This window comes from Serinicoccus hydrothermalis (genome assembly GCF_001685415.1).
Lineage (GTDB): Bacteria > Actinomycetota > Actinomycetes > Actinomycetales > Dermatophilaceae > Ornithinicoccus > Ornithinicoccus hydrothermalis.
The window spans coordinates 1,329,522-1,343,857 of sequence record NZ_CP014989.1; the positions used below are offsets into that span (position 1 = coordinate 1,329,522).

At 73.1% G+C, this 14,336-nt stretch carries 16 protein-coding genes; 3 read left to right on the forward strand and 13 right to left on the reverse strand.

Annotated features, from left to right (window positions below; translation table 11 throughout):
- The first annotated feature begins 40 nt into the window (after window positions 1-40).
- Entirely contained in the window at window positions 41-850 is an 810-nt protein-coding gene (locus SGUI_RS06120; RefSeq protein WP_066637578.1) for a hypothetical protein, read from the forward strand.
- Here SGUI_RS06120 and SGUI_RS06125 read toward each other — a convergent pair.
- The gene (locus SGUI_RS06125; RefSeq protein ID WP_237141463.1) at window positions 828-1,388 is read right to left on the reverse strand and encodes an NADPH-dependent FMN reductase; all 561 of its coding nucleotides are present in this window, start codon (window positions 1,386-1,388) and stop codon (window positions 828-830) included. The two genes, SGUI_RS06120 and SGUI_RS06125, sit on opposite strands and share 23 nt — an antisense overlap.
- Window positions 1,389-1,501: 113 nt before the next feature.
- Between SGUI_RS06125 and SGUI_RS06130 the strand changes: the two genes are divergently transcribed.
- Window positions 1,502-2,032: a DUF421 domain-containing protein gene (locus tag SGUI_RS06130; RefSeq protein ID WP_066637588.1), complete on the forward strand. Its 531-nt coding sequence runs from the start codon at window positions 1,502-1,504 to the stop codon at window positions 2,030-2,032.
- Between the two features lie 4 nt (window positions 2,033-2,036).
- Here the strand turns inward: SGUI_RS06130 and SGUI_RS06135 are convergent, their stop codons facing one another.
- On the reverse strand, window positions 2,037-2,294 hold the full coding sequence (locus tag SGUI_RS06135; RefSeq protein ID WP_066637591.1) for a glutaredoxin domain-containing protein: 258 nt from the start codon (window positions 2,292-2,294) through the stop codon (window positions 2,037-2,039).
- A gap of 22 nt (window positions 2,295-2,316) precedes the next feature.
- Between SGUI_RS06135 and SGUI_RS06140 the strand changes: the two genes are divergently transcribed.
- Window positions 2,317-3,780, forward strand: a complete 1,464-nt coding sequence (locus tag SGUI_RS06140; protein ID WP_237141464.1) for an MFS transporter — start codon at window positions 2,317-2,319, stop codon at window positions 3,778-3,780.
- Here SGUI_RS06140 and SGUI_RS17360 read toward each other — a convergent pair.
- The 11 genes from SGUI_RS17360 to SGUI_RS06190 all read right to left on the reverse strand — a co-directional run bounded on the left by SGUI_RS17360 (window position 3,710) and on the right by SGUI_RS06190 (window position 14,119).
- Window positions 3,710-3,949, reverse strand: coding sequence for a PIN domain-containing protein (locus SGUI_RS17360; RefSeq protein WP_157621753.1), 240 nt, complete (start codon window positions 3,947-3,949; stop codon window positions 3,710-3,712). The genes SGUI_RS06140 and SGUI_RS17360 overlap by 71 nt on opposite strands.
- 27 nt (window positions 3,950-3,976) lie before the next feature.
- The gene (gene ligA, locus SGUI_RS06145; RefSeq protein WP_066637597.1) at window positions 3,977-6,127 is read right to left on the reverse strand and encodes an NAD-dependent DNA ligase LigA; all 2,151 of its coding nucleotides are present in this window, start codon (window positions 6,125-6,127) and stop codon (window positions 3,977-3,979) included.
- 60 nt (window positions 6,128-6,187) lie between these two features.
- Window positions 6,188-6,778 carry a hypothetical protein gene (locus tag SGUI_RS06150; RefSeq protein ID WP_066637606.1) on the reverse strand — a complete coding sequence of 197 codons (591 nt, stop codon included), beginning with the start codon at window positions 6,776-6,778 and terminating at the stop codon, window positions 6,188-6,190.
- 66 nt (window positions 6,779-6,844) lie between these two features.
- The gene (locus tag SGUI_RS06155) at window positions 6,845-7,831 is read right to left on the reverse strand and encodes a uroporphyrinogen decarboxylase/cobalamine-independent methonine synthase family protein (protein ID WP_066642910.1); all 987 of its coding nucleotides are present in this window, start codon (window positions 7,829-7,831) and stop codon (window positions 6,845-6,847) included.
- An 18-nt stretch (window positions 7,832-7,849) separates the two neighbouring features.
- Entirely contained in the window at window positions 7,850-8,554 is a 705-nt protein-coding gene (locus SGUI_RS06160; protein WP_157621754.1) for a DUF1345 domain-containing protein, read from the reverse strand.
- Window positions 8,548-9,678 (reverse strand): tRNA 2-thiouridine(34) synthase MnmA, encoded by a 1,131-nt coding sequence (gene mnmA, locus SGUI_RS06165; protein ID WP_066637613.1) that lies wholly within the window; start codon window positions 9,676-9,678, stop codon window positions 8,548-8,550. Before mnmA ends, SGUI_RS06160 begins: the two co-directional genes overlap by 7 nt.
- Window positions 9,678-10,919 (reverse strand): cysteine desulfurase family protein, encoded by a 1,242-nt coding sequence (locus SGUI_RS06170; protein ID WP_066637616.1) that lies wholly within the window; start codon window positions 10,917-10,919, stop codon window positions 9,678-9,680. The genes mnmA and SGUI_RS06170 overlap by 1 nt, the downstream gene beginning before the upstream one ends.
- A 246-nt stretch (window positions 10,920-11,165) precedes the next feature.
- On the reverse strand, window positions 11,166-12,122 hold the full coding sequence (locus SGUI_RS06175; RefSeq protein ID WP_066637620.1) for an electron transfer flavoprotein subunit alpha/FixB family protein: 957 nt from the start codon (window positions 12,120-12,122) through the stop codon (window positions 11,166-11,168).
- A gap of 30 nt (window positions 12,123-12,152) precedes the next feature.
- Window positions 12,153-12,932, reverse strand: a complete 780-nt coding sequence (locus SGUI_RS06180; protein WP_066637623.1) for an electron transfer flavoprotein subunit beta/FixA family protein — start codon at window positions 12,930-12,932, stop codon at window positions 12,153-12,155.
- A 95-nt stretch (window positions 12,933-13,027) separates the two neighbouring features.
- Window positions 13,028-13,759, reverse strand: a complete 732-nt coding sequence (locus tag SGUI_RS06185) for a hypothetical protein (protein ID WP_066637630.1) — start codon at window positions 13,757-13,759, stop codon at window positions 13,028-13,030.
- A 15-nt stretch (window positions 13,760-13,774) separates the two neighbouring features.
- The gene (locus SGUI_RS06190) at window positions 13,775-14,119 is read right to left on the reverse strand and encodes a PadR family transcriptional regulator (protein WP_066637632.1); all 345 of its coding nucleotides are present in this window, start codon (window positions 14,117-14,119) and stop codon (window positions 13,775-13,777) included.
- Window positions 14,120-14,336 lie beyond the last annotated feature (217 nt).

Sequence of the window (14,336 nt, forward strand, 5' to 3'; positions counted from 1 at the left end):
AGCCGTCGCCGGCTGTTCGGGAGCCCGGTAGCGTCGCCGCGTGAGCACCGACCTGACCCGCACCCCGGACGCGGAGGACTTCCGTGCGCTGGCGCGCAGTGCGCCGTGGCGCTTCAGGACGCTGCACTGGACGCACCGCGCGCAGGATGGTGGCAGCTCGGCGCGGGACGAGCCGGCGCAGGCCTGGCTGGACCGGGAGGAGCCCCGGCTCACGGTGCGGCAGGGACGCGAGGTCTTCACCCACACCGAGGTGCCCTACGGCACCGCCCTGAACATGGTCTGGGAGCCCGGGGAGGAACGCCCCTCAGGGCCCCCTCCGCCCTACGTCCCACCCGGCCGGGACGAGGGCGTGACCTTCCGCGAGGACGGCCTCGTCTCTGCGCGGCCGCAGGGCTGGGCGTGGGACCACTCCGACCCCATGTGGGGCGACTACCGCTGGACCGCCATGCTCGACCCGGCCGAGCTGGCCGACGGCATGTCCCCCGGCGAGGACGACGGCCCTGCCGTGCAGGTGGACGGCGTCGACGTCACCGACGTGACCGAGGTCGAGCTGCGGGGTCGCCGCACCTGGCAGGCGGTGTGCCGCCCGCTCGTCGACGCCTACGACCCCCGGTGCGGGTGCTGCCCGCTGCTGGACAGCGTGGCCAGCCGGCTGGTGGAGTACGGCCCCGACGACCCGACCCTGGCGACGTCCCGGGAGAGCCTGCCGGCGGCATACCTCGTCAGCCTGGACGTGCGGACCGGGGTCGTCGTCGACGTCTCACCGCAGGACGGCGACGGGGCGGGGTGCAGCTTCGGCAACGAGATCCACGCCGTCGACGAGCCGCTCAGGCCGCCAGCGGCTCGCTGACCAGGCGGCGCATCGTCGCCGCCACCGCCTCCGCGACCTCGCGGTCGGTGAGGTCCGCGCCGTCGAAGGCCGCGAGCGAGGAACCCAGCCCGACCGTGGTCTCCAGCGGTCGGGCGCCGGCGATGGTCAGCACGCGCACGGCGTCCTCGCGCGCCCACTGCGCCGCCCGCGGCGAGGCGGCGGCTCCGAGCACGGCCACGGGCATACCCTCCAGCGCGGCCTCGCCACGCGGGCGCGAGGCCCAGTCGATGGCGTTCTTGAGCACGCCGGGCAGGCTGCCGTTGAACTCAGGCGTGACGACCAGCAGGGCGTCGGCGGCGGCCACCTCGGTACGGAAGGTCGTCACGGCTTCCGGCAGGTCCTCGCCATCCAGGTCCTGGTCGTAGTGGGGCAGCAGGGCGGGCAGCACGCTGACGTGCGCGTCGATCCCCGGCGGCAGCTGGGCGATCGCCGCTTCGGCCAGACGCCGGTTGGAGGAGTCGACCCGCAGGCTGCCGACGAGCACGAGCACGGTGGTGGGAGAAGTCTGATCGGTCACCCGGTCGACAACGGGAACCCGGGGCAGGACATTCCGGGCAGGGCGCTCGGTCCGGTGATCGCGGGTGGACCCGGTGGTCGGTGCCCCCGCCCCCGGCGTGGCACGGTCGGGGGATGAACATCACCCTCTTCTGGAACGGCTGGACGCCCATCGTCCACGGCGCCCTCATCGCAACCGTCGGCTACCTCGTGCTGGTGCTCCTGCTGCGGGTCACCGGGCCGCGCACCATGTCGAAGATGACGCCGCTGGACTTCGTCATCGCCGTGACGCTCGGCTCCGCGTTCGGCCGCACCATCACCGCCCAGCAGGTCTCGCTCGTCCAGGCGGTCTGGGTGCTGCTCGTGCTCGTCGCGCTGCAGTGGGCCCTGGCCTGGGCCCGGGCGCGGTCGGAGCGGGTCCGGGGCCTGGTCGACCACCCGCCGGTGGTGCTGTATGCCGACGGCCGGCCGGTGCAGCGGGCGCTGCGGCGGCACCGCCTCGTCGAGTCCGACCTGCACGAGGCGGCGCGGAGTGCCGGGCACGGGTCGCTCGAGCAGGTGCACACCGTCCTGCTGATGCGCGAGGGCAGCCTCGGCGTCGTCACCTACGACAACATCGGGGACGCCTCGAGCATCCGCCCCTTCACCCAGCGCGGCCACGCCTGAGCGGTCAGGCTGCCTTCAGCCGCTCCTTGACCATGCCCGGGTTCGGGTTGGTGTGGGGTATGCCGTCCATCACCACGGTCGGCACGACCTCGTTGCCGTCGTTGACGCTACGGACGAAGGCGGCGGCCTCCTCGTCGTCCCAGATGTTGATCCAGGTCGCGCGGTCGCGCAGCTTCCCGAGCCGCGCCTTGAGCATCGCGCAGAAGCCGCAGCCGGGACGCCAGTAGACGACCACGTCCGCACGGGAACATTGCTCTGTCATGGCCAGACCCTACGCTGTGGCGGTGACGGATCAGCCGCAGGGCGGATACCTCGACCGGCACTCCCCGCGCGGCCGGGCGATGCTCGCCGCGGTGACGCTGGGCTCCGGCATCGCGATCCTCGACGGGTCGATCGTCAACGTCGCGCTGCGCACCATCGGGGAGTCCCTGTCGGCGTCGCTGCCGCAGCTGCAGTGGGTGGTCGGCGGCTACCTGCTCTCGCTCGCCTCGCTCGTGCTCGTGGCCGGGGCGCTGGGCGACCGCATCGGCCGCCGGCGGGTCTACCTCATCGGGATGGCGTGGTTCATGCTCGCCTCCGCGCTGTGCGCCCTGGCCCAGGACCCGGGACAGCTCATCGCGGCCCGTCTCGTGCAGGGGGTGGGGGCGGCCCTGCTCACCCCGGGCGCGCTCGCGCTCATCCAGGCGAGCTACGCCCCCGGTGAGCGGGCGCCGGCGATCGGCACCTGGGCGGGGGTGTCCGGGATCGCCGCCGCGATCGGGCCGCTCATCGGTGGCGCGATCGTCGACACCACGAGCTGGCGCTGGATCTTCGCCATCAACGTGCCGCTGTGCCTGGCGGTCATCGCGCTGGCCTGGTGGTCGGCCCCCGAGAGCCGCGACGAGGAGTCGACCGGGCGCTTCGACCTGGTCGGCTCGGCGCTGGTCGTCGTGACCCTGGGCGCCTCCACCTGGGCGCTCACCACGGCCGCCGAGGCACCGACCGCCGCACTGGTGCTCGCCTGGGTGGTGACGGCGGTCGCGGCGGCCACCTTCCTGCTGTGGAGCCGGCGCGCGAGCCACCCGCTCGTGCCGCTGCACCTCTTCGGCTCGCGGGTCTTCTCCGCGGCCAACGCGATGACGCTGCTGGTCTACGGCGCGCTCGGGGCCGTCATGCTCTTCGTGGTCATCCAGCTCCAGGTCACGTCCGGGTGGTCGGCCACCGCCTCCGGGCTGGCGGGGCTGCCGGTGACGGTGGCGCTCCTCCTGCTCTCGAGCCGCGCCGCGGCGCTGGCCGACCGGGTCGGACCACGGATCCCCATGACCGTAGGGCCGGTCGTCTGCGGCGTGGGCACGGTGCTCATGGTGGGCATCGGGCGCGACACCGGGTGGACCGGCGTCGCGCCCGGCATGGTCGTCTTCGCCCTCGGCCTCGCCCTGCTCGTCTCCCCGCTGACCGCCGCGGTGCTCGCCGCCGTCGCGGACCGGTATGCCGGTCTGGCCAGCGGCATCAACAACGCCGTCGCGCGCACCGGCTCGCTGCTCGCCGTGGCCGCGCTGCCCGCGCTGGTCGGTCTGTCCGGCGACGACTACGCCGACCCCGTGGCCTTCACCGAGGGCTACCGGTGGGCGATGCTGGCGTGCACGGCCCTGCTCGTGGGCGGGGGCGTCATCAGCTGGTTCGGGCTGCGGCCCGAGGTCACCGGACCTCCACCCGCAGGTGCCGCTCGAGGCCGGAGAAGGCATGCCGGTCCCTCGACACCAGCGTGAAATCGTGGGCCGCCGCGGTGGCGGCGATCATCCGATCCATGACCTGGGAGCGGGGCGACGAGCCACCGGCCGTCTCCTGGGTGATGATCCGGTCGTATGCCTGGACGCAGTCGTCGTCGAACGCGATCCCCGGACCGAACCTCTCGCGCAGCGCCAGGTAACGGGCCACCCCACCAGCCTGGTCCGCGTAGACAATCTAGATCGAGCCGGTCTCCAGCAGCCTCACGAACTGTTCCTCGTCGAGCACCGGCACGCGCAGCTCCTGCGCCTTGTCCGCCTTCGACCCGGCGTTGGCGCCGACGACGACGTAGTCGGTCTTCTTGCTCACCGAGCCGGACGCCTTGCCGCCGCGGGTGATGATCGCCTCCTTGGACTCGTCGCGGGAGAAGCCCTCGAGCGAGCCGGTGACGACCACGGTCATCCCCTCCAGGGTGCGCTCGATGGAGGCGTCGCGCTCGTCCGCCATCCGCACGCCGTCGGCGGCCCAGCGCTCCACGATCTCGCGGTGCCAGTCGAGCGTGAACCACTCCGTCACCGAGTCGGCGATGATCTGCCCGACCCCCTCGGTCGCCGCCAGCTCCTCCGCGGAGGCCGCGCGGATCGCCTCCATCGAACCGAACTCGGTCGCGAGCGCCCGGGCCGCGGTCGGGCCGACGTGCCGGATCGACAGCGCGACCAGCACCCGCCACAGCGGCTGCTCCTTGACCTGCTGCAGGTTGTCGACGAGCTTCTGGCCGTTGGCCGAGAGCACCCGCCCGTCCACGACGGCCTCCGGCGGGTCGGTCTTCTTCGCGGCGCGGGTGTAGAGGGGGACGCGCGCGATGTCCTGCGCGGTGAGGGAGAACAGCGTGGCCTCGCCCTCGATCACCCCGGCGTCGAGCAGGGCGCCCACCCCCTCGCCCCCGAGCGCCTCGATGTCGAAGGCTCCCCGGCCGGCGAGGCTGAAGAGCCGCTCGCGCAGCTGGGCCGGGCACTCCTTGCTGTTGGGGCAGCGGATGTCCTTGTCGCCCTCCTTCTGCTCGGCCAGCTCGGTGCCGCAGGACGGGCAGTGCGTGGGCATGACGAACTCGGTCTCGGTGCCGTCGCGCAGGTCGGCGACCGGGCCGAGGATCTCGGGGATGACGTCGCCGGCCTTGCGCAGCACGACGGTGTCGCCGACGAGCACCCCCTTGCGCCGGACCTCGTACTGGTTGTGCAGCGTGGCACGCTCCACCGTGGACCCGGCCAGGAGCACCGGCTCCATGACGCCGTAAGGGGTGATGCGCCCGGTGCGCCCCACGTCGACCCGGATGTCGAGCAGCTTGGTGGTGACCTCCTCGGGCGGGTACTTGTAGGCGATCGCCCACCGTGGCGCCCGCGAGGTCGTCCCGAGCTGGCGCTGCACCGCGACCTCGTCCACCTTCACGACCACGCCGTCCAGCTCGTGCTCGACGTCGTGCCGGTGCTCTCCGTAGTAGCGGACGATCTCGTGCACCTCGGCGGGCGTGTCGACGACCTGGGCCCGCTCGCTGACGGGCAGACCCCACGCCTTGAGCACGGCATACGCCTGCGACTGCTTGGTGATGTCGAAACCGGTCCGGGCGCCGATCCCGTGCACGAGCATCCGCAGCGGGCGCCGGGCGGACACGCGCGGGTCCTTCTGCCGCAGCGACCCGGCCGCCGAGTTGCGCGGGTTGGCGAAGGGGGCCTTGCCCGCCTCGACGAGGGAGGCGTTGAGCTCGGCGAAGCCCTCGAGCGGGAAGAAGACCTCGCCGCGGATCTCGACCAGGGCGGGGATGGGTATGTCCTCGCCCTCGCCCTGGTGCTCCGGCGGGGTGAGCCGGTGCGGGACCCCCTCGATGGTGCGGACGTTGAGCGTGACGTCCTCCCCCGTGCGCCCGTCGCCGCGGGTGAGCGCCTGGGTGAGCAGGCCGTCCTCGTAGAGCAGGTTGACCGCGAGGCCGTCGATCTTGAGCTCGCAGAGGTAGTGGACCTCCGCCCCTCCCGCCTCTCGCTCGACCCGGTCGAACCACTCGTCCAGCTCCTCCGGGGAGAAGGCGTTGTCGAGGCTGAGCATGCGCTCGCGGTGGTCGACCGCGGTGAACTCGGTGGAGAAGGTGCCGCCGACCCGCTGGGTCGGGCTCTCGGGGGTCCGCAGCGCCGGGTGCTCCTCCTCCAGTGCCTCCAGCTCCCGCAGCAACCGGTCGAACTCGCCGTCGCTGACGGTGGGCGCGTCGCGGACGTAGTAGGCGAACTGGTGGCTGCGGATCTCCTCCGCCAGCTCGCCCGCGCGACGCCGGACGTCCTCCGGGGGCTCGGGCTGCTCGGCGGGGCCGTCGGGACGCGTCGAGGGGCTGGTGTCAGTCACGTGCTCATTGTGCTGCACGCCACCGACACCAGCCCCTCGTGCTGGTCCGTCAGCCCCGGGTCAGCGGGTACTCTTGAAGTAGGCGGTCGACTCCTTCTTCCACAGGAAGAAGAGGACGGCCGCGGCGATGATGGCGGAGACGGCGTTCAGCAGCAGCACGAACGTCCCGCCACTGGCACCAGGGATGATGCTGCTGCCGAGCAGCCCGAACACGAAGCTGATGAGGTTGAGAACGGCCAGGACCGTCGCGACGATGCGCGCCCATCCCTTGCCCTTGCCGCAGAAGCGACCGATGAGGAACCACAGCACCGCGGCGATCAGTCCGGTGACCAGGGCACTGATGGGGGTCAAGGCCACCTGCTGGTCGATCATCTCCGGGGTCATCGACCCGCCCATCGCCTCCGAGGCCTGCGACAGCCGGTCGCGGATGCTGTCCTCGCTCTCGAAGAAGCCCACGATGCCGGTGACGAGCGAGACCACGCCCCCGGCGTACATGAGCTTCTCCGCCAGCCCCACCGGCTGCGGCTTGGCGACCGCACCCGCCGGGGCGCCGCCGTGGGCGTCATAGCTCGGCGCGGCCTGGTAGCCCCCCTCGTGCTGCGGTGCGTTCGGGTCGTGATGAGGGTCCTCGTGACCCGGGTTCTGCGACATGTCTCCCCTTCCATGGGCGTGCCGGACGCACGCGTGACGCCGTAACCCTAACGGGGCAGGAGTGACCTAGGCGACAGCCGCCTCGGCGAGCCTGGACGCGACCTGGGAGAGGCTGCGCGTCGTCCGCAGCGCCTCCGCAGGGCTCGCCGACGCCAGCCCGCAGGCCGGGGTGAGGCCGACGTCGGCGAGCGCGGCGACCGGGAGCCCGACCTCGTGCCACCGGCGCAGCAGCGGCTCGAGGGGGTCGGTGGCGACCGGGTCGATGCCCGCCCACAGCAGACGGCCTCCCTCGACCGCCGCCGCGACCTGCTCGAACCGCCCCCGCCCGACCTGCGCGAGGTCCAGCGCGAGGAACCCCGCCCCCGCCTCCGCGACCACGTCCACCGGCGGGTCGCCGGCGCAGGTGTGGACACCGCATACCTGCGCAGCGGGCTGGTCGAGCACCTGCCGCAGCGCGGTCACGACCTCGCCGCGGTCCGGCGTGCGCAGCACGCGGTAGCCCGACTCGGAGCGGATCCGGCCCAGCAGCACGGCGGCGAGCGAGGGCTCGTCCACCTGCAGGACCAGCTCTGCGCCCGGCACCAGGGTCTGCACCCGCGCGAGGTAGGCCCGCACCCCCTCGGTCAGCGAGTCCACCACGTCCCGGGTCGCCCCGGCGTCGTCGAGCACGCGGTCGCCGAGCGGACGCCACAGCGCGGCGGCGAGCGTCCAGGGGCCGGCGACCTGGACCTTGAGCGGACCGGCATACCCGTCGAGCGCCTCGGCCAGCTCGTCCAGGTCCTCGGTGAGCAGGGAGGAGGCGCGCTCGGCGTCGCGACCCGGGCGGTCCACCAGCCGCCACCCCTGCGGCTGCAGGTCGACCGGGAGGTCCACGAGCAGGTGCGCGGCCCGCCCGACCATGTCAGCGCCGGGGCCGCGGGCGGGCAGCTCGGGCAGGTAGGGGACGGGGCGGACGCCGTCGCGCGGACCCTGCGCGAGCTCGCCGCAGACCACCGCGAGCGCCTCGCGCACCCGGGTGCCGGGCCAGGATCCGATACCGGTGACGTCGACCACGGCGGACACTCTAGGTGCTCAGGCCAGCAGGCTGACCACCACGGCCAGGACCACCGTGTTGAAGACGAACGCGACGACGGTGTGCACCGTGGCGGTCCGGCGCACCTGTCCCGTCCGCAGGTCGACGTCGGTGGTGCCGAAGGTCGTCGAGACGGCGAGGGCGAGGTAGGCGTAGTCGGCGAGCGGGCGGTACTGCACCTCCTTGCCCGGGAAGCCCAGGGCCTTGCCCCCGCTCTGCACGTCCTCGACGAGGTAGGCGACGGTGAAGGACACGGCGACCGCGACCCACGACACCACGACGAGCGAGACCCCGAGCAGCACCCGCACCCCGGCGGAGAAGGCAGAGTTCTCGATCACCTCGCCGGGCATCCAGACGATGGTGACCAGCAGCGCCGCCGCCCCGATGAAGAGCGACACCCCCGGCCCGGGCGCGGTGCCGTAGACGTAGCGCTGCGCCCACGAGCCGCGGTCCTCGGCCCGTGCCCACTCCTCCATCTCGGCCCGCGAAGAGCGGACGAGCACCACGAGCGTGAAGACGGTGTAGATGACGAGGTAGATGAGCAGGAAGATCACCGCACTGTCGCTGACGTGGGCGGGGATCTCCTCGAGGCTGCGCGGGCGTCCGCGCACGAGCAGGGCCACCGGCAGGGACAGCAGGATCACCAGCACGGTGCGCCGGGACTCGGGCAGCCACCAGGGCCAGCTGCGCATCTTCGTCAGCACGCGGCGCGCCCCGTGCCGGTGATGGTGGCCGAGCCCACCACCCGGGTGCCGTCGTAGAGCACCACGGACTGGCCGGGTGCGACGCCCCGGACCCGCTCGGCGAGGCGCACCGTGACCCCCGCCGGTATGCCCTCGCCCGCGTCCTCCCGCATGCTCACCCGGGCGGGGTACTCCCGGCCGTGGGCCCGGATCTGCGCGCCCAGCTCCATCTCGGTGCCGGCCGCCGGCGGGGTGCCGCACCACCGCAGGTGCTCCCCCTCGAGGAGGTCTACGCCGAGCAGCTCCTCGGGGCCGACGACGACGGTGTTGGTGCGGGTGTCGGTGGAGACGACATACCGCTTGCTGCCGTCGGCCGGCGGGACCTTCAGCCCCAGGCCACGTCGCTGGCCGACGGTGTAGCCGTGCGCGCCCCCGTGCTCGCCCAGCACCTCGCCGTCGGGGTCGACGATCGGGCCGGGCCGCTCGCCGAGGCGCTTCGCGAGGTAGCCGCGGGTGTCGCCGTCGGCGATGAAGCAGATGTCGTGGCTATCCGGCTTCTTCGCCACCGAGAAGCCGCGCTCGCGCGCCTCCTCGCGGATCTGCGGCTTGGTGGTGTCGCCGAGCGGGAAGAAGCTGCGGGCCAGCTGGTCCGCGTCGAGCACGCCGAGCACGTAGGACTGGTCCTTGGCGTCGTCCACGGCGCGGTGCAGCTCGCGCCGGACCCCGCCGGGGGCGTCGGCGTCGTCGTGCTCCTCGACCTGGGCGTAGTGGCCGGTCGCGACGGCGTCGAAGCCGAGAGCGAGCGCCTTGTCGAGCAGCGCGGCGAACTTGATCTTCTCGTTGCAGCGCAGGCAGGGGTTGGGGGTGCGGCCGGCGGCATACTCCCTCTCGAAGTCCTCGACGACGTCCTCGCGGAAGCGCTGCGCCATGTCCCAGACGTAGAAGGGGATGCCGAGCCGGTCCGCGACCCGGCGGGCGTCGCCGGCGTCCTCGATGGTGCAGCAGCCGCGGGCCGACTCGCGCAGGGTCGAGGCGGACTGCGCGAGGGCGAGGTGGACGCCGACGACCTCATGGCCGGCGTCGAGCATGCGGGCTGCCGCGACGGCCGAGTCGACCCCGCCGCTCATGGCGGCGACGACGCGCATCAGGCGCTCCTCGCCGTCGAGGGGCGGCTCGCGGCGTGGGCGCGGCGGGCGCGCTCCAGCGCGGGCGGCAGCGCGGCGAGGAAGGCGTCGACGTCGGCCTGGCTCGACGCGTGGCCGAGGGTGAGCCGCAGCGCGCCCTTCGCCTCCTCCTCCGGTATGCCCATCGCCAGCAGCACGTGGCTGGGCCGCGGCACCCCTGCCTGGCACGCCGACCCGGTCGAGCAGGCGACGCCGGCGGCGTCGAGGAGGTAGAGCAGCGAGTCGCCCTCGCAGTCGGCGACCCGCAGGTGGGCGTTGCCGGCGAGCCGCTCGGTGGTGTCCCCCGGGGTCCAGGGGCCGGAGACGGTGATGCCGGGGTCGAGGGCGAGCGCGCCCTCCACGAGGGCGTCACGGAGCCGGGCGAGGTGGCGGGCGTGGCTGGCCTGGTGCTCGGCCGCGTGCGTGACCGCGAGCGCGAGCCCGGCTATGGCGGCGGTGTCGAGGGTGCCGGAGCGCAGCCCCCGCTCCTGGCCGCCGCCGTGGGTGAGGGGCACCGGCGCCTGGTCGCGCCCGGCGGTGAGCACGCCGACCCCGAGGGTGCCGCCGATCTTGTGGCCGGTGACGACGCCGAGGTCGACCGCGCTGAGGTCGAGCGGCGCCTGGCCGAGGGCCTGCACGGCGTCGGAGTGGATCGGTATGCCGTGCTCCCGCGCGAGCGCCGCGAGCTCGGGCACCGGCTGGATCGTGCCGACCTCGTTGTTGGCCCACATGACGCTGACCAGCGCGGCGGTGCCGGGGCCGCCGTCGGCGTCCAGCGCCCGCTCGAGCGCGTCGGGGGTGATGCGGCCCTGCGCGTCCGGCTCGACCCAGGTGACCCGCGCGCCCTCGTGGGTGACCAGGTGCTCGACCGGGTCGAGGACGGCGTGGTGCTCGATGCCGCTGACCACGATGCGGTCGCGCGCCGGGTCGGCGGCCCGGCGGGCGGCATACGTGCCCTTGACGGCGAGGTTGTCCGCCTCGGTGCCGCCGGAGGTGAAGACCACCTCGGAGGGCCGGACCCCCAGCGCCTCGGCGACCTGCTCGCGCGACTCCTCGACGACGCGCCGCGCCCGGCGGCCCGGATCGTGCAGCGAGCTGGCGTTGCCGGTCTCACGCATCTCCCGCGCGACGACCTCGACCACCTCGTCCAGCACCGGCGTCGTCGCGGCGTGGTCGAGGTAGGCGTGGGCGGCCTGGGGGTGGTGGCTGGGCGTCGTGTTCATGACGGTGAGCCAGTCTACGAGCGGCCGGGCCCCGCCGGCGCATCCGCGCAGGGTGGCGGCGGCAGCCGGCGGCGACAGGCATGCCGGAGCCCCCGCTCGACCTGGGCAAGGTTCTGCACCGGAAGCAGCGCTCTCGACGTGGCATGCGGTGCGCAACCTTGCCCAGGTCGGAGGATCGGGCGCCGGAGTGGGCCGCTCGGTCAGGTGTGGCGAGGGTCGACCGCCCGGTATGCCGGGGGCCGGGCGTCAGCCCTTGTTCTGCTGCACCTTGTCGGCCGCCTGGGGCAGGACGGTGAAGAGGTCGCCGACGACGCCGAAGTCCACGAGCTCGAAGATCGGGGCCTCCTCGTCCTTGTTGACCGCGACGATCGTCTTGGAGGTCTGCATGCCCGCGCGGTGCTGGATCGCGCCGGAGATGCCGGCCGCGACATACAGCTGCGGGCTGACCGAGACACCGGTCTGGCCGACCTGGTGGGAGTGGGGGTACCACCCGGCGTCCACCGCGGCCCGCGAGGCGCCGACCGCGGCGCCGAGCGAGTCGGCGAAGGACTCGACCGGGCCGAAGTCGCCGCCGGTGCCGCGCCCGCCGGAGACGACGATCGCCGCCTCGGTGAGCGAGGGGCGGCCCGACTTCTCCTTCTCGGCGCGGTTGGTGATGCGCGCGGCCTTCGCCGACTCGGACACCTCCACCGACACCTCCTCCTCGGTCGGGGTCGCCGGGGACTCCTCCGCGCTGACGCTGTTGGGCTTGACGGTGACGACCGGGGTACCCCTGGTCACCGTGGTCGTCACGGTGTAGCTGCCGGCGAAGACCGACTGCGTCGTGCCGACGCCGCCGTCGACCGGCTGCACGTCGACGGCGTCGGTGACGATGCCGGACCCGGTCTTGATCGCGAGCCGGGCGGCGACCTCCTTGCCGTCGTTGCTCGAGGCCACGAGCACGGCCACCGGCGAGACCCGGCCGACGAGGTCGGCGAGCAGCTCGGCGACCGGCGCCACGAGGTGGTCGGTGTAGACGGCGTCCTGCGCGAGGTAGACCTTCTCGGCGCCGTAGCGCGCCAGGTCCTCCTTGGCGGACTCATACCCCTGACCGACGAAGACGGCCGAGGGCTCGCCGAGGCGGCGGGCGGCGGTCAGCATCTCGGCGGTGGTCTTGCGGACGTCTCCGTCGACGTGGTCGACCAGGACGAGGACTTCACTCATGTCGAAACTCCTTGGGCTGTCGTGGTCGGGTCAGGCGAGCTTGCGGTCGGCGAGGAACTGGGCGAGCGCCTCGCCGCCCTGGCCCTCGTCGGTGACGACCTGGCCGGCCTCGCGCGGGGGGCGGGCCTTGGTGTCGGTGACCATCGTCCACGCGGCGCCGAGCCCGACCTGGGAGACGTCGATGTCGAGGTCGTCCAGGCCCCAGGTCTCGACCGGCTTCTTCTTCGCCGCCATGATCCCCTTGAAGGAGGGGTAGCGCGGCTCGTTGATCTGGTCCGTGACCGACACGACGGCCGGCAGGCTGGCCTCGACGGTCTCGGAGAAGGACTCGTTGTCGCGGCGGATCGTCACGGACCCGTCGCCCACGGTGAGCTCGGAGGCGAAGGTGACCTGCGGCATACCCAGGCGCTCGGCGAGCATCGCCGGGACGACCGACATCACGCCGTCGGTCGAGGCCAGGCCGGTGAGCACGAGGTCGACGTCGCCGATCTTGGTGATCGCCTCGGCCAGGATGAGCGAGGTCGCGACCGAGTCCGAGCCGGCGATGGCGTCGTCGAGCACGTGCACGCCCTTGTGGGCGCCCATCTGCAGGCTCTTCTTGATCGCGGTGGCGGCGTCGTCCGGGCCCATGGTGAGCACGGTCACCTCGCCCTCGCCCTCCTCGACGATCTTCAGCGCCTCCTCGACGGCATACTCGTCCAGCTCGGAGAGGATGCCGTCGACACCCTCACGGTCGGTGGTGTGGTCGGCCTCGAAGGCGCGGTCGCCCTGGGCGTCGGGAACGTACTTCACACAGACGACGATGTTCACTGCTCACGTCCTCGTGGTTGCGGGTGGTCGTTGCTGCCATGATGCCACTTGACGCTCGCGTCAACTCCACCGGGCGGGGTATGCCCGTGCGCCCGTCACAGGAAGAGCGTCGGCACCCAGCTGATCGCCATGACGCCGAGGGTGAGCAGCGGGTAGAGCAGCACGCCCACCCGCCGGGAGACGGCACTGCGGCGCGGCACCTCCCCCGGGCCGGTGATCTCGTCCTCGACCGGGTTCACGGCGGCCAGCACGCTCGAGGCCGCCAGGGCGAGGGCGCCGACGGCCATGACCGGGAGAACCGGGAGCGTCGCGATCTCGGTGCGGAGCAGGAGCAGGCAGGCCACGAAGACGGCGAACGGCGTGATCATGACGCCCCAGGCGAGCAGCGGGCGGTCCACGACCAGGCGCAGCAGCGCCGTGGGGCGGAGCAGGAGGGCGGCGGTGCCCAGCGCGGTGAGCCCGAGGACGGCGAGGTAGCCGGTGGTGATGCGGACCGGGCTGTCGGCCAGCCAGGCGGTGAAACCGGCCAGGACGAGCACCATCCCGGCGAGCCCGAGGACCAGCTCGAGGACGGTGCGCCGGTCCAGCCGCCGGCGCTCCCCCTCGGGGAGCGCACGGGCATACCCGACGGGGTCGCCGAAGGCCTCGGACGCGGGCTCGCCCGATTCCCGGACGTGGCTCTCGACGGTGGCCAGCTGGTCGCCGATGACGCGCGGCATGACACCGCGCAGGTTCTGCTCGGTGACGAAGGCGCGCACCCACCCGGGCTCGACGCTGGGCGCGAGCCGCTCGGGGTTGGCGCTGGGACGGTCGGAGATCGAGCTCATGGTGCGCACGGCCCTTCAGACGGTGCGGGCGGCCGCGTCGGTCAGCCCCCGCGTGACGGTGGTGAAGTCGGCCCAGCGAGCTGCCTGCTCACCGGCCAGGACGCGCCCCTGCTCGGTCAGGGCGTAGAACTTGCGGCCGGGCCCGCCCTCGCCGGGGCGCCACTCGACCGCCACGTGCCCGGCCTCCTCGAGGCGGGACAGCAGGGGGTAGAGGGTGCCGCCCTTGACCTTGCCCAGGCCGGCCTCGGCGAGGCGCTGAGTGATGGCGTAGCCGTAGCTGGGTCCGTCGAGCAGGATGCGCAGCACGCACACCCCGAGCACCCCACGGAGCCACTCGCCCGGCCACTGGTCCGCTTCCATGACTAGATGATCTACCTGACTAGTCAGCCTGTCAACTAGTCCGTCCGGCGGGTACGCCCACGCACCCCCGGGGAGGATCGGTGCAGCTGGACCGATCCTCCGCAGATCAGGACGCGACAGCGGGGAGGATCGGTGCAGCTGCACCGATCCTCCCCGCTGGGTGAGAGGTCTGCGGCAGGCCGGGTGAGATCCCCGCCGGGTGAGATCTCTGCGGTTT